This window comes from Streptomyces sp. NPDC126499, from assembly GCF_040302485.1.
Classification (GTDB): domain Bacteria; phylum Actinomycetota; class Actinomycetes; order Streptomycetales; family Streptomycetaceae; genus Streptomyces.
The window spans coordinates 167,289-190,144 of record NZ_JBEOUO010000001.1; the positions used below are offsets into that span (position 1 = coordinate 167,289).

At 73.3% G+C, this 22,856-nt stretch carries 20 protein-coding genes; 6 read left to right on the plus strand and 14 right to left on the minus strand.

From position 1 onward, the window contains the following. Positions 1-15: 15 nt before the first annotated feature. Entirely contained in the window at positions 16-1,332 is a 1,317-nt protein-coding gene (locus ABTZ91_RS00890; protein ID WP_352074944.1) for an MFS transporter, read from the minus strand. 99 nt (positions 1,333-1,431) lie between these two features. Then, positions 1,432-2,652, minus strand: a complete 1,221-nt coding sequence (locus ABTZ91_RS00895) for an MFS transporter (RefSeq protein ID WP_352075269.1) — start codon at positions 2,650-2,652, stop codon at positions 1,432-1,434. Positions 2,653-2,827: 175 nt separating this feature from the next. On the opposite strand from ABTZ91_RS00895, the gene ABTZ91_RS00900 reads away from it, so the two are divergent. After that, entirely contained in the window at positions 2,828-3,823 is a 996-nt protein-coding gene (locus tag ABTZ91_RS00900) for a helix-turn-helix domain-containing protein (RefSeq protein ID WP_352074945.1), read from the plus strand. 31 nt (positions 3,824-3,854) lie between these two features. On the opposite strand, the gene ABTZ91_RS00905 is transcribed toward ABTZ91_RS00900, so the two are convergent. Both ABTZ91_RS00905 and ABTZ91_RS00910 read right to left on the minus strand, forming a co-directional pair. Beyond that, the gene (locus ABTZ91_RS00905) at positions 3,855-4,910 is read right to left on the minus strand and encodes a Zn-dependent alcohol dehydrogenase (RefSeq protein WP_352075270.1); all 1,056 of its coding nucleotides are present in this window, start codon (positions 4,908-4,910) and stop codon (positions 3,855-3,857) included. A 172-nt stretch (positions 4,911-5,082) separates the two neighbouring features. Next, complete coding sequence (locus ABTZ91_RS00910; protein WP_352074946.1) at positions 5,083-5,997, minus strand: SDR family oxidoreductase; 915 nt, start codon at positions 5,995-5,997, stop codon at positions 5,083-5,085. Positions 5,998-6,099: 102 nt separating this feature from the next. On the opposite strand from ABTZ91_RS00910, the gene ABTZ91_RS00915 reads away from it, so the two are divergent. Next, on the plus strand, positions 6,100-7,059 hold the full coding sequence (locus tag ABTZ91_RS00915) for a cyclase family protein (RefSeq protein WP_352074947.1): 960 nt from the start codon (positions 6,100-6,102) through the stop codon (positions 7,057-7,059). 178 nt (positions 7,060-7,237) lie between these two features. On the opposite strand, the gene ABTZ91_RS00920 is transcribed toward ABTZ91_RS00915, so the two are convergent. The 4 genes from ABTZ91_RS00920 to ABTZ91_RS00935 form a co-directional block, all read right to left on the minus strand. Continuing rightward, positions 7,238-7,750, minus strand: a complete 513-nt coding sequence (locus ABTZ91_RS00920; protein ID WP_352074948.1) for an ATP-binding protein — start codon at positions 7,748-7,750, stop codon at positions 7,238-7,240. 366 nt (positions 7,751-8,116) lie between these two features. Beyond that, the gene (locus ABTZ91_RS00925) at positions 8,117-9,148 is read right to left on the minus strand and encodes an acyl-CoA dehydrogenase family protein (protein WP_352075271.1); all 1,032 of its coding nucleotides are present in this window, start codon (positions 9,146-9,148) and stop codon (positions 8,117-8,119) included. An 8-nt stretch (positions 9,149-9,156) separates the two neighbouring features. Continuing rightward, positions 9,157-10,290 carry an acyl-CoA dehydrogenase family protein gene (locus ABTZ91_RS00930; protein ID WP_352074949.1) on the minus strand — a complete coding sequence of 378 codons (1,134 nt, stop codon included), beginning with the start codon at positions 10,288-10,290 and terminating at the stop codon, positions 9,157-9,159. Positions 10,291-10,303: 13 nt separating this feature from the next. Beyond that, positions 10,304-11,494, minus strand: a complete 1,191-nt coding sequence (locus ABTZ91_RS00935) for an amidohydrolase family protein (protein WP_352074950.1) — start codon at positions 11,492-11,494, stop codon at positions 10,304-10,306. Between the two features lie 135 nt (positions 11,495-11,629). Here ABTZ91_RS00935 and ABTZ91_RS00940 point away from each other — a divergent pair, with 135 nt between their 5' ends. Beyond that, positions 11,630-13,309, plus strand: coding sequence for an AMP-binding protein (locus ABTZ91_RS00940; RefSeq protein WP_352074951.1), 1,680 nt, complete (start codon positions 11,630-11,632; stop codon positions 13,307-13,309). 55 nt (positions 13,310-13,364) lie between these two features. On the opposite strand, the gene ABTZ91_RS00945 is transcribed toward ABTZ91_RS00940, so the two are convergent. After that, positions 13,365-14,021, minus strand: coding sequence for an NAD(P)H-dependent oxidoreductase (locus ABTZ91_RS00945; RefSeq protein ID WP_352074952.1), 657 nt, complete (start codon positions 14,019-14,021; stop codon positions 13,365-13,367). Positions 14,022-14,150: 129 nt separating this feature from the next. Then, positions 14,151-14,525, minus strand: coding sequence for an STAS domain-containing protein (locus tag ABTZ91_RS00950; RefSeq protein WP_352074953.1), 375 nt, complete (start codon positions 14,523-14,525; stop codon positions 14,151-14,153). 258 nt (positions 14,526-14,783) lie between these two features. Here ABTZ91_RS00950 and ABTZ91_RS00955 point away from each other — a divergent pair, with 258 nt between their 5' ends. Both ABTZ91_RS00955 and ABTZ91_RS00960 read left to right on the plus strand, forming a co-directional pair. Then, the gene (locus ABTZ91_RS00955; RefSeq protein WP_352074954.1) at positions 14,784-15,371 is read left to right on the plus strand and encodes a sigma-70 family RNA polymerase sigma factor; all 588 of its coding nucleotides are present in this window, start codon (positions 14,784-14,786) and stop codon (positions 15,369-15,371) included. Then, a complete protein-coding gene (locus tag ABTZ91_RS00960; RefSeq protein ID WP_352074955.1) occupies positions 15,368-16,696 on the plus strand; it encodes a zf-HC2 domain-containing protein in 1,329 nt (442 codons plus the stop codon). The genes ABTZ91_RS00955 and ABTZ91_RS00960 overlap by 4 nt, the downstream gene beginning before the upstream one ends. 183 nt (positions 16,697-16,879) lie before the next feature. On the opposite strand, the gene purU is transcribed toward ABTZ91_RS00960, so the two are convergent. Both purU and ABTZ91_RS00970 read right to left on the minus strand, forming a co-directional pair. Next, the gene (gene purU / locus ABTZ91_RS00965; protein WP_352074956.1) at positions 16,880-17,731 is read right to left on the minus strand and encodes a formyltetrahydrofolate deformylase; all 852 of its coding nucleotides are present in this window, start codon (positions 17,729-17,731) and stop codon (positions 16,880-16,882) included. 60 nt (positions 17,732-17,791) lie between these two features. Beyond that, positions 17,792-18,235, minus strand: coding sequence for an SCO4402 family protein (locus ABTZ91_RS00970; protein ID WP_352075272.1), 444 nt, complete (start codon positions 18,233-18,235; stop codon positions 17,792-17,794). Between the two features lie 273 nt (positions 18,236-18,508). Between ABTZ91_RS00970 and ABTZ91_RS00975 the strand changes: the two genes are divergently transcribed. Next, a complete protein-coding gene (locus ABTZ91_RS00975) occupies positions 18,509-19,780 on the plus strand; it encodes an ABC transporter substrate-binding protein (RefSeq protein ID WP_352074957.1) in 1,272 nt (423 codons plus the stop codon). Positions 19,781-19,896: 116 nt separating this feature from the next. Here the strand turns inward: ABTZ91_RS00975 and ABTZ91_RS00980 are convergent, their stop codons facing one another. Both ABTZ91_RS00980 and ABTZ91_RS00985 read right to left on the minus strand, forming a co-directional pair. Further along, complete coding sequence (locus tag ABTZ91_RS00980; protein WP_352074958.1) at positions 19,897-21,294, minus strand: hypothetical protein; 1,398 nt, start codon at positions 21,292-21,294, stop codon at positions 19,897-19,899. A gap of 129 nt (positions 21,295-21,423) precedes the next feature. Then, positions 21,424-22,806: a transcriptional regulator gene (locus ABTZ91_RS00985; RefSeq protein ID WP_352074959.1), complete on the minus strand. Its 1,383-nt coding sequence runs from the start codon at positions 22,804-22,806 to the stop codon at positions 21,424-21,426. Between the last annotated feature and the right edge of the window lie 50 nt (positions 22,807-22,856).

Here is a 22,856-nt window from a genome sequence, read left to right on the forward strand (position 1 = left end):
CTGAGCGCCGTCGTGCTAGATCGCCGACAGGGCCTGGGGGGTACGCGGTCGCCTGATCACCAGGGCCATCAGCGCCGCCATCGCGCAGAGGGCGCCCGAGGCGTACCAGACGATGTCGTAGGAGTGGAAGACGTCGCGGGCGACGCCGCCCGCGAAGGCGATGGCGGCGGCGCCGACCTGGTGGGAGGCGAGCACCCAGCCGAAGACGATGGCGCTGTCCTCGCCGTAGTGCTCGCGGCACAGGGCGATGGTCGGCGGCACGGTGGCGACCCAGTCGAGACCGTAGAAGACGATGAACAACAGCATCGGCGGGTGCACCGTCGGGGCCAGCAGCATCGGCAGGAACAGCAGCGAGACGCCGCGCAGCGCGTAGTAGACGGCGAGCAGGCGGCGGGCCTCGAAGCGGTCGGTGAACCAGCCGGAGGCGATCGTGCCGACGACGTCGAAGACGCCGATCACGGCGAGCAGTCCGGCCGCCGCCGTGACCGGCATGCCGTGGTCGTGCGCGGCGGGCACGAAGTGGGTCTTGACCAGGCCGTTCGTCGAGGCCCCGCAGATCGCGAAGGTGCCCGCGAGCAGCCAGAACGGGCCGGTGCGGGCGGCCTTGAACAGGACGGTGACGGCCCGCCGCGCGGCGCCCGGCACCGGCGCCGGCTTCTCCGCGTAGACACCGCCGTACGGGGCGAGCCCCACGTCCGCCGGGTGGTCGCGCAGCAGCAGCCACACGAACGGCACGACGGCGAGCGCGGACAGGGAGACGGTGACGGCGGCGGGGTGCCAGCCGTGGTGCTCGATCAGCCAGGACAGCAGCGGCAGGAAGACCAGCTGGCCCGAGGCACCGGCCGCCGTCAGGATGCCGGTGACCAGGCCGCGCCGGGCGACGAACCAGCGGTTGGTGACGGTCGCGGCGAAGGCGAGGGCCATCGAGCCGCTGCCCAGGCCGACGAGGACGCCCCAGTACAGGACGAGCTGCCAGGGGGCCGTCATCCACACGGTGAGCAGCGAACCGAGCGCGATCACCGACAGCGCCACCGCGACGACCCGGCGGATGCCGAAACGGTCCATCAGCGCGGCGGCGAACGGTGCCGTCAGGCCGTACAGCGCGAGGTTCACCGACACCGCGAAACCGATCGTGCCGCGCGACCAGCGGAACTCGGAGTGCAGCGGCTCGATCAGCAGGCCCGGCAGCGAGGCGAAGGCGGCCGCGCCGACGATCGTGACGAAGGTGACGGCCGCGACGAACCACGCGCGATGGATACGGGGGGTACGGGGCCGGTGCGGGACGGGGCTGGGGGCCGGGGGCTGGGTTGTCTGGGTCACGTCACCCAGCATCGAGCGAGGGCACGCCTCCGACCATTGGCCCCCATGACAGCTTTCCAACGGATCGGGCCATCGGCCCGCCACCCGGGGCCGCGGCCGGTCCCGTGCCCCTCACACCCGCGGCAGCGTCCTGATCGGCCGTACGACCAGCAGCGCCGCCACCACCACGACCGCGATCCCCGCCCCCGCGAGCAGCACCTCCTCCGTACCGAGGGCGGCCGCCACCGGCCCCGACAGGCTGCGCCCGACACCCATCATCAGCAGGGATCCGGCCACGTCGTACGCGTGCATGCGGTTCAGGGCGTCCTGCGGCACGTGCGTCTGCACCGCCGTCGACCACATCACCAGCCAGAAGGCGAAGGCGGCGCCGCCGACGAACTGGCCCGCGTGCAGCAGCGGCACCGGTGCGCCCGCGCCGAGCAGCAGCAGGTTCACCGGCAGCCCGAGCAGCGCCAGGGCCCCGGCGGCCAGCGGGCGGACGGGGCGCAGGCGCAGCGCGAGGAGGCCGCCGACGGCGCTGCCCGCCCCGCCCGCCGCCATCAGCACGCCGTACGTGGCCGAACCGTGCTCCCCGGTCACCAGGTTCGCGGTCAACGGCACCATCGGTCCGGCGACGGTCAGCCCGTACACCGTCCAGATGGCGATGACCCCCCACAGCCAGCTGCGTGACCGGAACTCCCGCCAGCCGAGGGCCATTTCGGAGCCGAGCGAGCCGCGCCTGACCCGGTCGGAGGGGATCGGGGCGAGCCGCATGAGCGTGAAGCAGACGGCGCTGACGGCGAAGGTGGCGGCGTTGACGGCGAAGGCGGCGCCCGCGTTCCACAGGGCGACGAGCAGACCGGCGAGCGCCGGGCCGGCCATGGTCATGAGGGCCTCGACGACCCGCAGGACCGCGTTGGCCCGCTGCACGTCGGGCGCGATGCGCGGGATCGTGGAGGCGACGCCCGGCTGGAACAGGGCGGCGCCGACCCCGGCGACGGTGGACAGCGCGTACACCGCCCACAGCGGCGGGCTGCCGAGCGCGAAGGTGACGCCGAGGAGCACCGCGCCGGGCAACCGGAGGAGATCGGCGAGGATCATCATCCGGCGGGCCGTGAAGCGGTCGGCGAGGACGCCGCCGAAGAGGACGAAGACGGCGAAGGCGGCCGTCCACAGGCCGAGCGCGTAGCCGACGCTGGAGCCGGGGTGCCCGGCGCCGAGCAGTCCGGCGGCGAAGGCGACCGGGACCATGCCCTCGCCGAGGACGGCGACCGCGCGGGCGACGAAGAAGAGCCGGAAGTTACGGTTCCACAGGGCGGGCGGGTCGGCGGGCAGTGCTTCGGGAACGGGAATCCGTTCGGCGGCCTCAGACTTGTACGTGTTGTCCGTCACGAAGAGACACAGGTACCAGCCTGTGGTCTGGACCACCACTGTTTTACGTGTCCGTACGTGTCTGTAGGTTTCCGTACGTCCCGCAGGACTCCGTACGACTCCGTACGTCCACGTCGCTCACCGGAGGGAGCTCGCCGTGCAGCCACCGCACCGGCCCCATCGCGTCGCCGTCCTCGCCCTGCCCGGCCTGCTCCCCTTCGAGCTCGGCATCCCGCACCGGATCTTCGGCCGCGCCAAGGACCCCGAGGGCCGGCCGCTGTACGAGACCGTGACGTGCGCGCCGGTCGCCGGACCGGTCCAGACCGACGCCGACTTCGCCATCCACGTGGAGCACGGGCCGGAGGCGCTCGCGACCGCCGACACGGTGGTGGTGCCCGCCTCCTACGAGCTGGGCCCGGTGTACGAGGAGGGCAGGCTCACCGAGCCGCTGGCCTCGGCCCTCGCCCGCATACGGCCCGGGACGCGGCTGGTGTCCATCTGCACCGGCGGTTACGTGCTGGCCGCGGCCGGCTACCTGGACGGGCGCCCGGCCACCACCCACTGGGCATCCGCCGACCACTTCCAGCGGCTGTTCCCGCGGGTGCGGGTGGACGCCGACGTGCTGTTCGTGGACGACGGGGACGTGCTGACCTCCGCCGGCGTGGCCGCCGGGATCGACCTGTGCCTGCACATCGTCCGCCGCGACCACGGCACGGCCGTCGCCAACGAGGTCGCCCGGCGCACCGTCGTGCCTCCGCACCGGGACGGCGGCCAGGCCCAGTACATCGCCCGCCCGGTGCCCGACCCGGCGGTCTCCACCACGACGGCGGCCCGCGCCTGGGCGCTCGCCCACCTCCACGAGCCGATCCAGCTGCGGGACCTGGCGGTACGGGAGTCGATGAGCGTACGGACCTTCACGCGCCGGTTCCGCGACGAGGTCGGCGTCAGCCCCGGCCAGTGGCTCACCCAGCAGCGCGTGGAACGGGCCCGCCACCTCCTGGAGACCACCGACCTCCCCGTCGACCAGGTCGCCCACGACTCCGGCTTCGGCACCGCCCAGTCCCTGCGGGTGCACCTGCAGAGCGCGATCGGGGTCACCCCGACCGCCTACCGCCGCACCTTCCGCGCGGCCGCGGCCGACTCCCCGGCCTGAGCCGCCCCTCGTCGAGGAGGCCGCCGACCGCTCAGAAGGTGAGGACGGCCCGTGCCACCGTGCCGCGCGCCGCGTCCTCCGCCGCCCGCCGGAAGTCCTCCACCGGGTAGGTGGCGGTGACGAGTTCGTCGAGGAGGAGGCGGCCGGTGCCGTAGAGCTCGGCGTAGAGCGGGATGTCCTTCTGGGGGCGGGAGGAGCCGTAACGGCAGCCGAGGATCGACTTGTCGAGGAACATCGCGGCGGGCGGGAAGCTCGCCTCGGCCTTCGGCGCGGTCATGCCGAGCAGGACCGCCTGGCCGTGCCGGTCGAGCAGGTCGACGGCGGTACGGACGAGTCCGGTGTGGCCGACGCACTCGAAGACGTGGTCGGCGCCGGTGGGCAGGATCTCGCGGACGCCGTCCGTCGAGGTCAGGAAGTGGGTGGCGCCGAAGCGGAGGGCGATGGGCTCCTTCGCCGGGTTGGTGTCGACGGCGACGATGGTGGTCGCGCCGGCGATCCGGGCGCCCTGGAGGACGTTGAGGCCGATCCCGCCGGTGCCGATGACCACGACGGTCTCGCCGTGGGCGACCCTGGCGCGGTTGAGTACGGCTCCGACGCCGGTGAGGACGCCGCAGCCGATGAGGGCGGCGGAGGTCAGCGGGACGGTTTCGGGGATCTTCACGGCCTGGACGGCCTTGACGACGGTCCGTTCGGCGAAGGAGGAGTTGGCGGCGAACTGGAACAGCGGCTCCCCGCCTCCGCGCCGCGAGAAGGGCCGGCCGGGCATCCCGATGGCCTTGCGGCACATGGTGGGCCGGCCGCGGTCGCAGTCGGCGCAGGCGCCGCAGTTGGCGAGGGTGGACAGGGCGACGTGGTCGCCGGGGGCGACGTGGGTGACGCCGGGGCCGACGGCCTCGACGACTCCGGCGCCCTCGTGGCCGAGGACGACGGGGACGGGGAACGGGATCGTGCCGTCGACGACCGCCAGGTCGCTGTGGCAGAGCCCGGCGGCGGCGACGGCGACGAGGACGTCGCCGGGGCCGGGGGCGCGAACGGTCAGGTCGTCGACGACCTGGATCCTCGTGCCGTCGAAGACGACGCCTCTCATGTCCATCCACCTCCGTCACGGGAGTGCGGGCTTCTCCCCCACCCCAGCCCTTCCCGAATCCCTGCCAGGACCTGGGGATCACCCCGGGCCCCTTCGTGCCGACCGCCCGGAAGCGGGACGACGTCCGGAAGCGGGCCGATGCCCCCACGGGCCGGGGTCGGCCCCCACGGTGCTACGCGTTCGGGCGGGAGCCCTTCGCCGCCGCCCGGGACATTTCCTCCAGGTGGTGGAGCAGCGGCATCGGGTCCGTGCCCACCGTTCCCGGGAGTGCGTCGGCGATCCGTTCCGGGGTCCACGCGCCGCCCTCCGCATAGGCCGCGCGCAGTTCCCTCGGCTGGGCCCAGACCGCGATCTTCGGGCCGGCGATCGTGTAGACCTGGCCGGTGATCCTCTCCGCCCTGGCGCGGTCGGAGAGGAGGTAGACGACGAGCGCGGCCACGTCCTCCGGTTCGCCGATCTCCTTGAGTTCCATGGGCACGTTGGCCGACATGCGGGTGCGGGCCACGGGGGCGACGGCGTTGGCCGTGACGCCGTACTTGTGGAGGCCGAGGGCGGCGCTGCGGACGAGGGAGATGACGCCGCCCTTGGCCGCCGCGTAGTTGGCCTGGGCGACCGAGCCCTGGTGGTTGCCGCTGGTGAAGCCGATGAGGGTGCCGGAGCCCTGGCGGCGCATGACGGCGGAAGCGGCCCGGAAGACGGTGAAGGTGCCCTTGAGGTGGGTGGCGACGACGGGGTCCCACTCCTCCTCGGTCATGTTGAAGAGCATCCGCTCGCGCAGGATGCCGGCCACGCACGCGACGCCGTCGATGCGTCCGTACTCCGCGAGCGCCACGTCCACGACCCGCTGTCCGCCCGCCATGGTCGAGATGTCGTCGGCGACGGCCACCGCCCGGCCGCCCGCCGCCTCGATCTCCTTGACCACCGCATCGGCGATCTCGCTGGTCGGTTCGGCGCCCTCGACGGAGACCCCGTAGTCGTTGACGACGACCTTCGCGCCCTCGGCGGCGCAGGTGAGGGCGACGGCGCGGCCGATCCCCCGGCCCGCTCCCGTGACGGCGACGACCTTTCCTGCCAAGAAGTTCCCCACGCCCGGCCCCTTCCCGCATTTTCTGACGGTCCGTTAGATTCGTGCGTCGACAGGATTCTACGACCCGTCAGATACCGGAGAACAAGACCTCGGAGGCCCCCGATGTCCGCCACCACCCGCGCCGCCCCCGGCCCGAGCGCCCTCCCGCCGGAGTTCCACGAGATCGCCAAGCGCGTCAACAACTGGGGCCGTTGGGGCCGCGACGACGAGATCGGCACCCTCAACCTGATCACCGACGCCGTGGTACGGGAGGCCGCCGCGACCGTACGGACCGGCCTGCGGATACCGCTGGCCGTCGACCTGAAGCAGGACGGCGTGCAGACCGGCGTGATCCCCGGCCGGGTCAACCCGCTGCACGTCATGGTCCAGATCAACCAGGAGCTCTTCGGCCCCGGCACGGTCGCCACCAGCGACGACGCCGTGACCCTCGGGCTCCAGGCGGGCACCCACTGGGACGCCCTCACCCATGTCTCCCACTCGGGCCGGATCTACAACGGCCGCCCCGCGGCCACCGTCACCGCGCACGGCCGCTCCGAGTTCAGCGGCATCCACACCGCCCGCCACATCGTCTCGCGCGGTGTGCTGCTCGACGTGGCGGCGGCCAAGGGCGTCGACCGGCTGCCCGGCGACCACGCCGTCACGCCCGAAGACCTCGACGAGGCGGCGAAGTTCGGTGGTGTCACCGTACGGTCCGGTGACATCGTGCTCGTACGGACCGGGCAGATCCGGGCCTACCTCGCCGGCGACCGGCACGGTTACGCCTTCCCGTCGCCCGGCCTGTCCGTGCGGACGCCCGAGTGGTTCCACGCCCGGGACGTGGCGGCGGTCGCCAACGACACGCTCACCTTCGAGATCTTCCCGCCGGAGATCGAGAACCTGTGGCTGCCCGTGCACGCCCTCGACCTGGTCGAGATGGGGATGCTCCAGGGGCAGAACTGGAACCTGGAAACCTTGTCCACAGCCTGTGCACAAGAACGGCGCTACGCGTTCCTGCTCTCCGCGATGCCCGAGCCCTTCGTGGGCGGCACGGGCACACCGGTGGCACCGGTGGCCGTGCTGTAGCCGTCACCGCGATGGCCGCCGCAGAGGGTTCCGCGGGTGGCGGCGCACTCGCGCGCGCCCCGAGCACGGCACGACAGCCGCCACCCGTCACGACCCGCGTGCGCCGAGGGGCCATGCCCCTCGACTCCCCTCGCAGAGCGAATCGCTCACCCAAGGGTGGTCAATTCACCACGAACCGTCAACAGCGCACCCGGAAGGGTGACACCTGCGCACCCTGGTCCGAGACCCGGCCCACCGCCTGGGCGGCGACGGGGACCACCATCGGGGTCACCATCTGGTCCGCCACCGGCGCCGGGGGCGGGGCCGGCGCCCGGTCCACCTCGCACCAGATGCTCTTGCCCGCGCCCTCGCGCTGCCAGCCCCACCGGTCCGCCAGGCCGTCCACCAGCTCGAGGCCGCGCCCGTTGGTGTCCTCACCGGCCGCGTGCCGGGGCCGCGGCGGGCGGTCGCTCGTGTCGGCGACCTCGACCCGCACCCCGCCCCCGCCGAAGAGCATCCTCAGCACGGCCGGGCAGCCCGTGTGGACCACCGCGTTGGTGACCAGCTCGGAGATGAGCAGCACGAGCGTGTCCGCCAGCGGCTCGTCGTCCCCTATGCCCGACCCGGCCAGCCGCGAACGCGCCCATCGCCGGGCGCGCCCCACCTCCGCCGGGTCCGGCCCGACCTCCAACTGAACCTGAAGCACCTGCACCGTTCACACCATCCGAACCGGCGTCCTCGACGACCTAACGGAACGTGATTCCCTTGTGGGACAGCATGGTTGACGTACAGTCACCGCAACAAGCGCTTCGGGCATATTCCAGCGCGAAGGAGTACGCATGGTCCATACTGTGCGACGCACATTCCGGCGAGTCGAACAGGGGCGCCCGATGCGCCTCCACGGGGCGCGAGCGGCGGGCATTCCCGAACCCGGAGCCGCCGCAGGGGCGGCACCGGCGCGATCCGGGCCCACAAGCACTCGCATCCCACGGAGCGTACCGGAGGCGGAGGCCGACTCCGGCCCGTGACGGCCCCGCCGAAGGACACGACCCGGTATCGACGCTGCGTGACGCGCACGCTACAAGCCGGCGGCCACGCGCTCCTCCGCCGCCGCCCCGGAGAGCCCGCGCTCGGCCCGTACCCAGGCCCGTTTCAGGTGCAGGTGTACGTCGGCCTCCCAGGTGAAGCCCATGCCGCCGTGCACCTGGAGGCAGTCGCGGGCGCAGCCGACGGCGGCCTCGTCGGCGAGCAGCCGGGCCCCGGCGATCTCGACCGGGTCGGCGGTGACGGCGGCGGCGTAGACGGCGGCGCGGGCTACTTCCGTTCGTACGAGCATCTGCGCGCACAGGTGCTTGACGGCCTGGAAGCCGCCGATCGGCTGCCCGAACTGGGTGCGGGTCCGGGCGTACGCGACGGCCGCCTCGGTCGTACGGGCGGCACTGCCGAGCTGCTCGGCGGCGGTGAGGAGGGAGACGAGGTCCCGGTCAGGGGCGGGGGCCGGGCCCGCGCCGGGACCGGAGGCCGGGCCCGCGCCCGCGCCGGGACCGGAGGTCGGGCCGCCGCCCGCCGCGCCGGGGCCGAACACCGTGTCCACGCCGGGGCCGGGCACCGTGTCCATGCCGGGACCGGAGGTCGGGTCCGCGCCCGGCACCCGGTGCAGCGGTGTCAGCGGGTCCACCGACGTCATCGGGACCGCGCCCGTGGCGTCGCCCAGCACCACGTCGGCCGCGTCCAGCCACTCGACGAGCCCCCCGTCGACGGCGGTCACGACCGTGGTGCCCTCCGCCGCGCCCGCCACGCTGCCCGCCGCCAGGTGGGTGGCGACGAGCGGCCCCGGCAGCAGCGCCCGGCCCGCCTCCTCGAAGAGCAGCACCGCTTCGGGCAGACCGAGCCCGGCCCCGCCCCGCTCCTCCGCAAGCCGCAGCGAGAAGAAGCCGGCCGCGCCCAGCTCCCGCCATACCTTCCGGTCCAGCACCCCGCCCGCGCCCCCGTCCCCGTCCGCCGCGGCCCGGAGCGCGGCCCGGAGGGCGTCGCGCGGGAAACGGCGCTCCAGAACTTCCCGTACGCCCCGCTTCAGCGCCCGCTGGTCGTCCGTCAGCCGGAAGTCCACGTCCGCCGTCACCGCCCCTTCGGCAGGCCGAGGATGCGCTCGGCGACGATGTTCCGCTGGATCTGCGAGGTGCCCGCCGCGATCGTGTACGAGAGCGAGGACAACCGGTCGAGGGTCCACGCGCGCCCCAGGTCGAGCGCGTCGGGCCCGAGGACGGCGGCGGCCGTGTCGTACAGCTCCTGGCGGGCGTGGGAGTAGCGCAGCTTGAAGACGGAGCCGCCGACGCCGGGCACGCCGCCGGTCGCCTGGGCCTCGCTGACGTTCCACTGGATGAGCCGCCACAGGGCCTGGAACTCGGCGCCGAGGCGGCCGAGGCGGCGGCGCAGGGCCGGGTCGTCCCAGCGGCCGTTCTTTCGGGCGGTGCGGGCGAGTTCGCCGAGGACGCGGCGGCAGGCGACGACCTCGCCGACGAAGGCGGTGCCGCGCTCGAAGGACAGCGTGACCATGGTGACGCGCCAGCCGTCGTTCTCGGCGCCGACGCGGTTCGCCACCGGCACCCGCACCTCGTCCAGGAAGACCTCGGCGAAATCGGCGGACCCGGCGAGGGTGCGCAGCGGCCGTACGGTGATGCCGGGGGCGTCCATGGGCAGGGCGAGCCAGGTGATGCCGCGGTGCTTCGGCGCCTGCGGATCGGTGCGGACGAGGAGTTCGCACCAGTCGGCGACCTCGGCGTGCGAGGTCCAGATCTTCTGCCCGGTGACGACGTACGCGTCCCCGTCCCGGACGGCCCGCGTCCGCAGCGCGGCGAGGTCGGAGCCGGCGTCGGGTTCGCTGAAGCCCTGGCACCACACCTCGTCGCCCCGCAGCACCGGCTCCAGCCAGCGTGCGCGCTGCTCCGGCGTCCCCTCGGCGGCGATGGTGGGCCCGGCGTGCAGGAGGCCGACGAAGTTGGCGCCGACGTAGGGCGCACCGGCGCGCTCGGTCTCCTCCAGGAAGATCAGGCGCTGGGTCGGCGAGGCGTCCCAGTGGACGTGTCCGTACCCCGCGTCGTAGAGCCGTCGCTGCCAGCCGCAGTCGTACGCGCGGCGGGCGGGCCAGTCGCGCGGGTCGGGCCGGGGCGGCAGTCCGGGCAGTGCGGCGGCGAGCCATTCCCGCAGCCGGGCCCGGAACTCCTCCTCCTCTTCGCTGTACGCGAGGTCCATGTCCGGGCCTGCCTCAGACGATGCCGAGGTCGAGCATGCGGATGGCGTTGCCGCGCATGAGTTTGTAGACGGTCTCGTCGTCGAGGTCCTTGACGTGGTCGAGGGCGACTTCCCTGGTGTGCGGGAAGGTGGAGTCGACGTGCGGGTAGTCGGTCTCGAAGGTGGCGTTGTCGCGGCCGACGACGTCCAGGGACGCGATGCCGTGCTTGTCGCGGAAGAAGCAGCAGAAGATCTGCCGGTAGTAGTACGTGGACGGGGGCTCGGGGATCAGGTCGCGCACGCCGCCCCAGGCGCGGTGCTCCTCCCACACGTCGTCGGCGCGCTCCAGGGCGTACGGGATCCAGCCCATCTGGCCCTCGCTGTAGGCGAGCTTCAGGCGGGGGAACTTCACGAGCACGCCGCTGAAGAGGAAGTCCGTCATCGAGGCCATCGCGTTGTTGAAGGAGAGCGCGGCCTGGACGGCGGGCGGGGCGTCGGGGGAGGCGGCGGGCATCTGGGAGCTGGACCCGATGTGCATGTTGACCACCGTCCCGGTCTCCTGGCAGACGGCGAAGAAGGGGTCCCAGTAGCCGGAGTGGATCGACGGCAGACCGAGGTGGGTGGGGATCTCGGAGAAGGTGACGGCCTTGACGCCGCGGGCGGCGTTGCGCCGGATCTCGGCGACGGCGAGATCGATGTCCCAGAGCGGGATGATGCAGAGCGGGATCAGCCGGCCGCCGCTGTCGCCGCACCACTCCTCGACCATCCAGTCGTTGTAGGCGCGGACGCAGGCGAGGGCGACCTCCTTGTCCTTGGCCTCGGCGAAGGTCTGGCCGCAGAAGCGGGGGAAGGTGGGGAAGCAGAGGGAGGCCTCGACGTGGTTGAGGTCCATGTCCTTGAGGCGCTCGACGGGGTCCCAGCAGCCACGGCGCATCTCCTCGCGGGTGATGCCCTCCAGGGTCATGTCGTCGCGGTCGAATCCGACGGCGGCGATGTTCCGCTTGTACGGGAACTTCAGGTCCTCGTAGATCCACCAGTCGGCGGGCGGCCCGTCGGGGTCCATCGTGATCCGGTACTTGCCGCCGACGTAGGCGAGCTCTCCGATGCCGGCAGTGAGGGGCTTGGGGCCCCGGTCGCGGTATCGGGCCGGGAGCCAGGTCTCGAAGAGGTGCGCGGGCTCGATCACGTGGTCGTCGACGCTGATGATGCGGGGCAGTTCCGTCATGACCCCTCCGTCATTTTCTGATGGACCGTCAGATCCTGATGGGGTCAGGCTAGCCCCGCACCCCTGGACCGACAAGGACCGGCCCTCTACGCTCTCGGCACGATCTGACGTGGCGTCAGCTGAAGGGGTGCGGACATGCCCGAGACGCGGAACGAGACCCAGAGCGAGACGCGGAACGAGACGCGGAACGAGACGCGGAGCCGGACGCGGAATGGGACGCGCGACGAGACGCGGGACGGGACCCAGAGCCTGACGCGGAACGAGAACCGGGGCCGGACGCGGAACGAGAACCGGGGCCGGACGCGGAACGAGAACCGGGACGGGACCGCGTACGCCCTGGGCGCCTCCCGCACCCTCTGGGAGCTCGTCGCACGCCGCGCCGCCCTCACCCCCGACCGGCCCGTCCTCCTCCAGGGCGACCGCACCCTCACCTTCGGCGAACTTCGCGACCGCGCCGAGCGCTGCGCCGCCGGCCTGTACGGCATCGGCGTGCGCCCCGGCACCGTCGTCGCCTGGCAGCTGCCCACCCGCGTCGAGACCGCCGTGCTCTCCTTCGCGCTCGCCCGCCTCGGCGCCGTACAGTCGCCCGTCATCCCCTTCCACCGGGACCGGGAGGTCGGCTTCGCGCTGCGCGAGTCCGGTGCCGAGTTCTTCGCCGTCCCCGGTGTCCTGCGCGGCTTCGACCACACCGCGATGGCCCGGCGGCTCGGGGCACGCGGGGTCTTCGAGGCGTACGAGGAGCTCCCCGACGGGGACCCGGCGCTGCTCCCCGACCCGCCCGCCTCCGGCACCGACGTCCGCTGGATCTACTGGACCTCGGGCACCACCTCCGACCCCAAGGGCGTGCTGCACACCGACCGCTCGCTCATCGCCGGCGGCTCCTGCCTCGCCCACGCCCTGCGCCCGACCGCCGACGACGTCGGCTCGATCGCCTTCCCGTACGCACACATCGGGGGGCCCGACTACACGGTCATGCTGCTGCTGTGCGGCTTCCCCGCGGTCATGTTCGAGCAGTTCGCGCTGCCGGACGCGCTGGCGGAGTACCGCAGGCACGGTGTGACCGTCGCCGGCGGGTCCACCGCCTTCTACTCGATGTTCCTCGCCGAGCAGCGCCGGCGGCCGGGCGAGCCGGTCATCCCGACCCTGCGGCTCCTCGCGGGCGGCGGGGCGCCCAAGCCGCCGGAGATCTACCACGCGGTCGTGCGCGAGCTGGGCTGTCAGCTCACCCACGGCTACGGCATGACCGAGGCACCCATGATCACCATGGGTGACCCCGAGGACAGCGCGGAGAACCTGGCGACGACGGAGGGCCGGCCGCCCGCGGGCATGGAGATACGCATCGCGGCAAGCGGCGAGGTCCGGCTGCGCGGCGAGGCCGTCTGCCGCGGCTACCTGGACCCGGCGCAGACCGCCGCCGCCTTCGACGAGGAGGGCTTCCTGCGCACCGGCGACCTCGGGCACCTGACCGAGAGCGGTCATCTGGTCCTGACCGGCCGCCTCAAGGACGTGATCATCCGCAAGGGCGAGAACATCTCGGCCAAGGAGATCGAGGACCTCCTGCACACCCACCCGGACGTCGGCGACGCGGCGGTCATCGGCCTGCCGGACGCCGAACGCGGCGAGCGGGTGTGCGCGGTGATCGAACAGCCCGAGGGCGCCGCACCCCTCACCCTGGAGACGGTGACGGCGTTCCTGCGCGGGGCGGGACTCTCGGTCTTCAAGCTGCCGGAGCAGCTGGAGGTGGTGGAGGCGCTGCCGAGGAACGAGACCCTGCGCAAGGTGCTCAAGTACAAGCTGCGGGAGCGGTATTCATGAGGCTCGGGGTCCTGGGGTCCTGGGGTCCTGGCGTCCCGGGCTTCGGTGGTGCGCGCTACGCGGCCAGCCGCCCCAGGCTCTCGTACGCGCCCGCGAGGGACTTCTCCGCCAGCGGCCGGAGGGCGGCCATCTGCGGCACCACGGCGGCGAGGGTCAGCTCGGCGTGGACGAAGCTCAGGTCGTCGGCGAGACCGATGGAAGCGAACACGGAGCGCAGATACGGCTCCTGGTGGTCGAAGCCCTCGCGCGGGGTGCCGGGGGCGTAGGAGCCGCCGCGGGCCGTGACCACGACGACCGTCTTGCCGCCGAGCAGGGCGGGGCCGCCGTCGGGCGGGACCAGGTGGGCCGGGGTGACCAGGCGGTCCAGCCACGCCTTGACCGTCGAGGGGATCGCGTAGTTGTACATGGGGGCGCCCAGAACGATCGTGGTCGCGGCGCGGACCTCGGCGGTCAGCGCCTCGTTGAGCGCCCGTTCGGCCGGGGACGCGCCGTGGTCCTCGCCCTGGTACCCGTCGTCGAGCAGGGCTTCGCGGACGGCGTGGGTGAGGTGGGGTACGGGCTCGGCGGCCAGGTCGCGGTAGGCGTGGTCGCCACTGGGATGGGCGCGGCGCCACGCGCGCGCGAAGTGGCCGGTCAGCTCACGGGTGACGGAGTCGGCCGTGCGGATGCTGGCGTCGAGGTGCAGGAGGGATGCCTGCGCGGGGGAAGTCATGGGCCGACCGTAGGGATTGCCGTCGAGGGCAAGGCAAGGGGCGGCGGGGCGCGGCCGGGCGGGCCGGGAGGTGCGAGGCCCGGCAGGCCGGGAGGGTTCGGGCGGAGAACGGCTCAGGCGGAGAGCGGCTCAGGCGGAGAGGGGCTCGGTCGTCTCGTCGAGGGCGGCGGGCACGTCCTCGTACACCTCGAACAGGCGGCGGACGCCGAGCGCGGCGAGCACCCGGTTGACGTGCGCCCCGTCCTCGGCGCCGCGGGCCGGGAGGATCAGCCGGAGCCGGCCGCCGCAGGAGCGCATCAGGCGGCGGGAGGCGACGAGGACGCCGACGCCGCTGGAGTCGCAGAAGCGGACCGCGGACAGGTCGAGGACCACGTCGTGACGGCCCCCCGCGACGGCCGCGTGGACGCGTCTGCGGATCAGCGGGGAGCTCACCAGGTCCAGTTCGCCGCTGATCCGCAGCACGGTCCAGGGGTCCTGCTCGGCCTCGTCGACCTGAATCGTCACGAGCGGCGCCTTTCAGACGGATCAAGGTTCAAAGGTTCAGCGAATCAACGGATCAGCGGATCGGCGAATCAAACGGAGGCAGTCCTTCCTGTCATCACCCGCTGCCCAGCCAGGGGACGTTGAAACCCCCGTGGTCGGGCTTGTCGCTTTCCTTACCATTGGCCGTCCCGTCAAGGGCGCACTTGCGGCAAAGAGAGGTGCGCCGGAGCCGGGCGCATTACTTTGGAGGAGAACTCGGGTCGGTCGGGAGGGCTTCGGATGGCGGCGAAGGACACACCACCGCGCTGGGACCGCAGGATGCAGCAGCGGCTGGCGCGCGGTGAGGCGGCCGCGCTCGGCGAGCTCTACGACCGGTTCGCCTCCCTCGTGCACAGCCTGGCGCACCGCGTGCTCGACGACGACGAGGCCGCCGACCAGGTCACCCGCGAGGTCTTCGGCTACATCTGGGAGAACCCCGACGCGTACGACCCGAAGCAGGGCAACATGCGGTCCTGGGTGGCCCGGCTGACCCAGCGGCAGGCCGTGCACCGGCTGCGGCAGTCGGAGACGGTGGCGTACGCGGAGCGCGGCGAGGGCTCGGCGGAGGAGCTGGAGCAGAAGGTGCGGCGGGCGTCGGTCGCGGCCCGCGCCGACTACATCGTGACGTCCATGCCGACGCCGCTGCGGCAGGCCCTGGAGCTGGCGTACTTCCAGCGCCGGGACTACCGGCAGACGGCGGCGGACCTCGGAGTGACGGAGGACGAGGCCCGGCGCCGGCTGCGGCTCGGGCTCCAGCTCCTGTCGACGGCCAACACGCGTCCGCTGGAGGGCTCTTCGCCGCCCGGCGGCTACGGGCGGTCGCTGTGAGCGGGGCGAACGACGATCACGAGGAGGTCGCACGCGCCCCATGGATACCGGGTCCGCGCCCGGCGGCGGACGACCACGCGGATCTGAGCTCGCCCTTTCAGGACCTGAGTCCCGCACGGGAACCGGAAGCGGTTCCGGAGCCTTCGCCGGCTCCCGAGCCGGAGCCGGAGCCTGAGCCGGTGCCCGCGTGGGAGCTGGAGCCGGACCTCGCCCCCGTGGCGGAGCCGTTGCCCCACCGGGTGCTCAAGTCGCTGCTCGGGGCGTGGGCCTTGTCGGCGTGTTCGGCGGAGGAGACCCAGGCCGTCGAGGAACACCTGACCGAGTGCGCCCCGTGCGCGGACGAGGCGCTGCGGCTGCGTGACGCGGTCGGGCTGCTGCACGCCGAGCGTGACCTGGACCTCGACCCGCTGCTGCGCTCCCGCGTCCTGGAGAACTGTCTCGGCCGGCGCCCGGCCCGGATCCCCGTGCCCACGTGGGCGACGCCGTACGACGCGGAGACCGCGCGGCTCGACGCGCTGCTGCGCGACATCGGCGAGTCGGAGTGGCACGCGCCGGTGCGGCTGAAGTGGTTCGAGGGCGAGCGCGGGGTGCACCGGAAGACGACGGTGGCCGGGGTGATCGGCCACCTCCTCGCCGTGGACGGTCTGGTGGCGGCCTCGCTCGGGCTGGACGACCCGCTGGGCACGGCCGCGGCGGAGATCCCGCCGACCGAGCGGACCGAGATGTGGTGGAACGGATCGCACCGGCCGCCGACGCGCGCGGTGCGCGAGCCGTGGCGGGACCAGAGCCACTCCCTGATCCGTACGGCCTCCTTCGCGGGGCGCGGGGTCGCGGACCTGACGGTGACGTACGGGGACTTCGCGCTGCCGCTGCGGGACTCGCTCCTGGAGCGGGCCTTCGAGTGCTGGGTGCACGCGGAGGACATCGCGAACGCGGTGGCCTACCCCTACGAGCCGCCGAGCGGGACGCACCTGCACGGGATGATCGACCTCGCGGCCCGGCTGCTGCCGGCGGCCCTCGCCGGACGCCGCCGATCGGGGCTCGCGGCGCCGCCCCGCGAGCTGGTCACGGCCGGCTCGCCCGGCCGCTCCCTCCACCTGGAGATCGAGGGCGCGGGCGGCGGCCACTGGTACATCGCCCTGGACTCCCCGGCCGCCCTCGGCTCCCGCGAGCACGCGGTGGCGCAGGTCGCCATGGACGGCGTCGAGTTCTGCCAACTGGTCGCGGGCCACGTGCCTCCGGAGGAGGCTGCCGCCGGCCAGGACGGCGACCGCGAGGCCATCCGCGACGTCCTCTTCGCGGCGGCGTCGCTGAGCCGGATGTAGGGCGCCGGGGCGCCCCGGGTGCGGGGTGCCCCCGGGTGCGCCTGCGGCCCCGCCGGGGCGGCGCCCGCCCCGCGCCCCGCCCGAGTGGGCCCGCGTCCCGCCCGCCTGGGCCGTCGCGCCGCCCCCGGCACATGCGCCCGCGCGGGCACCCGCCGCAGGTCCCGGCCCCCGCCCCGACAGGGGCTACGCGAAGACGACCGTGCGGCGGCCGTTCAGGAGGATGCGGTGTTCCGCGTGCCACTTCACCGCGCGGGCCAGCGCCTGGCACTCCACGTCCCGGCCGATCGCCACCAGCTGGTCCGGCGTCACCTCGTGGCCCACGCGTTCGACCTCCTGCTCGATGATCGGGCCCTCGTCGAGGTCGGCCGTCACGTAGTGGGCCGTGGCGCCGATCAGCTTGACGCCACGGGCGTGGGCCTGGTGGTAGGGCTTGGCGCCCTTGAAGCTGGGGAGGAAGGAGTGGTGGATGTTGATGATCCGGCCCGACAGCTGCTTGCACAGGTCGTCGGAGAGGACCTGCATGTAGCGGGCGAGCACGACCAGCTCCACCCGCTGCTCACGCACCAGCTCCAGGAGCTCCGCCTCGGCCTGCGGCTTGGTGTCCTTGGTGACCGGGATGTGGCGGAAGGGGATGCCGTACGAGGCGACCAGCTCGGCGAAGTCGGTGTGGTTGGAGACCACGGCCACGATGTCCACCGGCAGCGCGCCGATCCGCGAGCGGAACAGCAGGTCGTTCAGGCAGTGGCCGAACTTCGACACCATGAGGACGACGCGCATGCGCTCGTCGGCCCGGTGGATCTGCCAGTCCATCGCGAAGGAGTCGCCCACGGCGGCGAAGCTCGCCCGCAGCTTGTCCACCGTGACGGGGGCCTCGGCCGAGAAGTGGACCCGCATGAAGAAGAGACCCGTGTCACGGTCTCCGAACTGCTGACTGTCCTCGATGTTGCATCCCGTGATGAAGAGGTAGCTCGACACGGCGTGCACGATGCCCTGCTTGTCGGGGCACGAAAGGGTGAGGACGTACTGGTCGGTCATTCGTCTAGCCTGCCACACCGGAAAGCGGCGGAAGTCCGGCCGTCCGTCAGACGGAACGCCTCACGACCGGGTCATGATACGGAGCACTTCCAGTGAGCGCGGCGGGACGTCCGGGTCCTCGCCGTCGGCCGTCGCCATCCGTACGTGCGCCTCACGGGCCGCCCGTACGGCCTCCGGCCAGGCGTGGTGCTCCAGGTACGCCGAGACCGGGGCGTCCGCGCCGACCTGGTGCATGATCCGCAGCACCCGCAGCACGGCCACGTCGACGAGCGCGGCCTCGCCCGAGTCGCGGAATATCGTCCCCACGTACTTCTCGGCGGACCAGTTGTCGAGCCAGGTGTCCTCCACCAGTCGGTAGACGGCGTCGGTCACGTCGCCGTACCCCTCCTGGCCGGCCAGCCAGGTCGTCTCGTGGAACCCGGGGTCGGAGAGCATGTGCAGCGCGGAGCGCACGTTGGCGCGCCAGCGCCACCACGGCATGTCGTTGAGCGGCATGCCGCCCATGGTGAAGGAGCGACGGCCGCGACGGGAAGAGTTCACCGAACCGGAGGCGGGGGTGGAGCCGGTGGAGCTGGTGGTGGACGTGGGACTGGACATCGTTCGATCGTACGTTCACCCACTGACAGCGCCCTTCCCGGGCCCGGCCCGCCCCCGGACCGCTCCCCGCCCGGCTCCGGCCCCGCCCTGATCACCGACGCCTGCAATTCACCTTGACGTCACCCAGCGTTGAAGCGGCCTCACTCCCGCGTTACCCATGGGGCGGAAGTGTGCATGCCCATGACCGGTAGGCGACTGACCTCACTCCTTGCGTACGTCTCGACAGCGGCGGCCGGAGCGTCGCTGCTCACCGGCTGTGGCGTTCTCCCTGGTGCCACGGGGGGCTCCAGGGAGCCCGTCACCGTGATGACCTGGGCGCCCGACCAGACCCGCGCCACCAATATGCCCGGAATGCCCGCCATGGCCCAGGCCTACGCCCGCTGGGTCAACGCCAACGGCGGCATCGACGGCCACGAACTGCGCGTCCTCACCTGCAACGAGCAGAACACCAACGCGGGCGCCTCCGCCTGCGCCCGCCGCGCCGTCCGTGAGGGCGCCGTGGCCGTCGTCGGCTCCTACAGCCAGAACGGGCGCGCCTTCATGGCCCCGCTGGAGGCCGCCGGCATCCCGTACATCGGCGGCTACGGCATCTCGGAGGACGAGTTCACCAGCCCGCTCTCCTATCCCGTCAACGGCGGACTGGCCTCCCTCGTCGCCGGCCACGGCATGCAGCTCGCCGCCAGCTGCCGCACGGTCTCCCTCGTCCGCCCCGACACCATCGCCGGTGACAGACTGCCGGACCTGCTGAACTCCGGCCTGCGCAAGGCCAGCCACCGCAGCGCCGTCGACATCCCGGCGGTCGAGGACGCCGCCGAGTACACCCAGCAGGCCAGCCGGGCCCGCAGCCGGGCCGCGGGGGAGGACGGCTGCGTCACCGCCGTCCTCGGCGAGCGCACCCAGACCTTCTTCGACTCCTTCCGGCGCCTTCCCGAACAGAAGGCCGGGAAGGGCAAGGGCGGCGACACCGTCCGGATCTCCTCCGTCCTCGGCAGCGTCGGCCAGCCGGTCATCGACCGCACCGGCGGCGCCGACAGCCCCTTCGAGGGCGCCTACGTCACCGGCTGGTACCCGGACGCCGACCACAGGGCCTGGGATCCCATGAAGAAGGTGATCAAGGAGCACGCCTTCGTCGACAACCGGGTCGACCCGGCGGACGCGGGCGTGCAGACGACCTGGATCGCCTACACCGTCCTGCGGCAGGTCATCGAGTCGCTGGACAGCGACCGGATCAGCGCCCTGCAGATCTCGCACGCCCTCGACCAGGGGGTGACGATCGACACCGGCGGCCTCACGCCCGACCTGCGCTGGCGGTACGACGATCTGCTCGGCGCCCCCGGCTTCCCCCGGATCGTCAATCACGACGTGACGTTCCAGGTGGTCCGCGACGGACGCCTCGTGGCCCAGAAGCCCGGCTTCGTGGACGTCGGCGAGACGGTCCTGACCGCACCCTGACGGGCAGGACGGGCGGCGGCCAGGACGGGCTGCGGCCGGGACCGGCCGAGACCGGCGGCAGCCGCGACCGGTGGTAGCCGGGACCGTCGGCACCACGCCCCGTGGCCCGGCCCCGCTCACAGCTGGGTCGGGCTGCGCTTCTCCAGTCCGTACTTCTCGGCGGTCGGGTTCCAGAGCGTGGCCGCCTCCCGCTTGGCGATGGTCGCCTCGCCGCTCTTCTTGTTCGCCTCGATCGTCTGAGGCGTCGACCGGGCCTTGCCGCCCTTGCAGACCTTCTTGTTCTTCGCCTGGTCCGCCCAGGCCGCGTAGTGGTCGTCGGCGGAGGCGGACGCCTGCCATGCCCGGGTGAGCGCCCCGGTCAGCGCCGTGCTGTTCGGCAGCTGGTCCACGGACAGGGACTGGAGCCGGGTCACCAGGCCCCGGCGCTGCTCGGCCGCGCCGCGCAGATCGGCCGCCGCCTGGTCCAGGTTCTTGCAGCTCTTGATCGCCTCGACCGAACGGATCACCGCGTCCCGGCTGTTGTTGCTGTCCGCGAGCAGCTTGTCGAGGGCCTTCGCCTGGGCCTCGGCGGGATCGGCCGGCTTCTCGCTCGCCCCGCCGGAGGGGGGCGCGGCCGAACTGGCGGCCACGTTCTGCCCGCCCTTGCCGGCCGTGTCGTCCTTCTCGTCCCCGCCGCTGAGCAGCGCCCCCGCCCCGAGCCCGACCACGGCGCACCCGGCGACCACGGCCGCGATCAGCACGAGCGGCGACTTCCGGCGCGGCGGCTCGGGCTCGTCGTCGTAGTACGCGTCCTGGAAGCCGCCGCCGTACTGCGGCGGCTGGGGCGGCTGGTGATGCTGCTGCGGCTGGTGGTGGTGTGGGGGCTGGGGCGGCTGCGGGTAGCCGTACCCCGGCCGTGGCGCCGCCGGGGGCGGGGAAGCCTGGGCCGGGGTGTCGCTGCGGAACAGGTTGTCGAAGTCGGCGAGCGGCGGGCGCTCCCCGTACCCCGGCTGCGGCCCCGGCGCCGGCTGCGGCGCGGACTGCGGGGCGGGAGACGGCTGCTGTACGGGCGCCATGTACTGGGTCGCCTGCGCGTCCGGGCCGCCGGTGACCGGCGGCAGGTACTGCGTGGACTGCGCGTCCGGAGCCTGCTGGGCTTGGGGAGCCTGCGGGGCCACCGGCGGCAGGTACTGCGTGGCCTGCGCGTCCGGAGCCTGCGGGCCCTGCGCGCCCTGGGCGCCCTGGTGGGCCTGGTGGGCCTGGTGGGCCTGGTGGGCCTGGTGGGCCTGGGGCGCCACCGGCGCCATGTACTGCGTCGGCTGGGCGTCCGGGCCCGGGTAGCCGTAACCGCCCTGGGCCGCCTGCGGATAGCCGTACCCGGGCTGCGCGGCCGGGGGCGCCGCCGGAGGCTGCGCCGGGACCGGCGGCAGGTACTGCGTCGCCTGGGCGTCCGAGGGGCCACCAGGGGTCACCTCAGGTGGGAGGGGCTGCGCGGCCGGATACTGCGGCTCCGGACCCTGTCCGCTGTGCGTCACCGGGACTCCTACTGATGGACCTACGGAACTACGGAATCGTCGGCTCACGCTACCGGGTGCGCCCCGTCCCCCGCACACGCGTCCGAGACTCGTGTGAGCCATGCCGCAGCCATGCCGCAGCCGCGCCGCTCAGGCGGCGTGCAGGTCCAGCCGCGCCTCGAACTCCCGCACCGCCGCCTCCCGCGCGTACGGCTCCAGGCGCTCCCGCAGATCGTCCAGGTACTCCGCGCCGCGCGAGGACCGCAGGGTGGCGAGGAGTTCGAGCGCGCGGGTGCCGGTGCGGCAGGCCTCCTCCACCTCGCGCTGCTGGATCTGCGCGGTGGCGAGCAGCGCCAGGCCGATCGCCCGCCGCCGTGCCCTGGTCTCGGGGTGCCCGGCGAGGGAGCGTTCGGCCGCGCGGGCCGCCTCCCGGGCCTGGCCGAGGTCGCGATGGCAGTGCGCCAGCTCGTCCGCGAGGTAGGCGTCGTCGAAGTGGGCGATCCACGCCGGGTCGTCGCCCGACTCGGGGTCGGCCCGCTCCAGGGCCTCCTCCGCGCGGCCCGCCACCCGGCCGAAGGCGTGCGCGTCGCCCAGCAGGGCGTGGCCGCGGGCCTCCGCCGCGAGGAACATCGCCTCGGCGCGCGGCGACACCTGCCCCCGCGCGCCCTCCTGCGCCGCCCGCGCCAGCTGGGCGATCTCCCTGGGGTTGCCGAGCTGCGCCGCCAGGTGGCTCATCGACGCGGCCAGCACATAGCCCCCGTACGCCCGGTCGCCCGCGGCCTGCGCGAGCCGCAGCGCCTGGATGTAGTAGCGCTGTGCCAGGCCCGGCTGGCCCGTGTCGACGGCCATGTACCCGGCGAGCTCGGTGAGTCGGGCGGTGGCCGCGAACAAGTCCCGTCCCACCGCCTCCCGGTAGGAGCCGGAGAGCATCCCCGACACCACGCTGTTGAGGTAGTGGACCACCACCGGCCGTACGTGTCCGCTGCCGTACTGCCGGTCCAGGTCGACCAGGGCGGCCGTCATCGCCCGTACCGCCTCGACGTCCGAGGGACCGACCCGCGCCCCGGCCGCCCGCGCCACCTGCGGGTCCGCGCCGCTGATCAGCCAGTCGCGGCTGGGCTCGACCAGCGCGGAGGCGGCGACGGTCGAGCCGGAGAGGAAGTCCCGCCGGCCGACGTCGCTGCGCCACAGCTCGCAGACCTGCTCGATCGCCCCGAGCACGGTGGGGGCGAACTGGAGCCCCACGCCCGAGGCGAGGTTGCGGCCGTTGGCCATGCCGACCTCGTCGATGGTGACCGTGCGGCCGAGCTTGCGGCCGAGGGCCTCGGCGATGATGCCGGGCGCCCGTCCGCGCGGCTGCTGGCCGCGCAGCCAGCGCGCCACCGACGTCTTGTCGTAGCGCAGGTCGAGGCCGCGCTCCGCGCCCACCATGTTGACCCGGCGGGCGAGGCCGGCGTTGGAACACCCCGCCTCCTGGATGAGCGCCTGCAGGCGTTCGTTGGGCTGGCGGGCGACGAGTGGTCTGGCTGCCATGATGACTACCCCCTGTGGCCGGCAAGAGTGATCGACTGGCTGATCACTGC

Bases quoted from the DNA above. Each gene is read 5' to 3' on its own strand.
- ABTZ91_RS00905 (WP_352075270.1), bottom strand. From the start codon at position 4,910: ATGAGAGGCGTCGTCTTCGACGGCACGAGGATCCAGGTCGTCGACGAC.
- ABTZ91_RS00985 (WP_352074959.1), bottom strand. From the start codon at position 22,806: ATGGCAGCCAGACCACTCGTCGCCCGCCAGCCCAACGAACGCCTGCAG.
- ABTZ91_RS00940 (WP_352074951.1), top strand. From the start codon at position 11,630: ATGCCCGAGACGCGGAACGAGACCCAGAGCGAGACGCGGAACGAGACG.
- purU (WP_352074956.1), bottom strand. From the start codon at position 17,731: ATGACCGACCAGTACGTCCTCACCCTTTCGTGCCCCGACAAGCAGGGC.
- ABTZ91_RS00945 (WP_352074952.1), bottom strand. From the start codon at position 14,021: ATGACTTCCCCCGCGCAGGCATCCCTCCTGCACCTCGACGCCAGCATC.
- ABTZ91_RS00890 (WP_352074944.1), bottom strand. From the start codon at position 1,332: ATGCTGGGTGACGTGACCCAGACAACCCAGCCCCCGGCCCCCAGCCCC.
- ABTZ91_RS00970 (WP_352075272.1), bottom strand. From the start codon at position 18,235: ATGGGCGGCATGCCGCTCAACGACATGCCGTGGTGGCGCTGGCGCGCC.
- ABTZ91_RS00930 (WP_352074949.1), bottom strand. From the start codon at position 10,290: ATGGACCTCGCGTACAGCGAAGAGGAGGAGGAGTTCCGGGCCCGGCTG.
- ABTZ91_RS00915 (WP_352074947.1), top strand. From the start codon at position 6,100: ATGTCCGCCACCACCCGCGCCGCCCCCGGCCCGAGCGCCCTCCCGCCG.
- ABTZ91_RS00975 (WP_352074957.1), top strand. From the start codon at position 18,509: ATGACCGGTAGGCGACTGACCTCACTCCTTGCGTACGTCTCGACAGCG.
- ABTZ91_RS00935 (WP_352074950.1), bottom strand. From the start codon at position 11,494: ATGACGGAACTGCCCCGCATCATCAGCGTCGACGACCACGTGATCGAG.
- ABTZ91_RS00955 (WP_352074954.1), top strand. From the start codon at position 14,784: ATGGCGGCGAAGGACACACCACCGCGCTGGGACCGCAGGATGCAGCAG.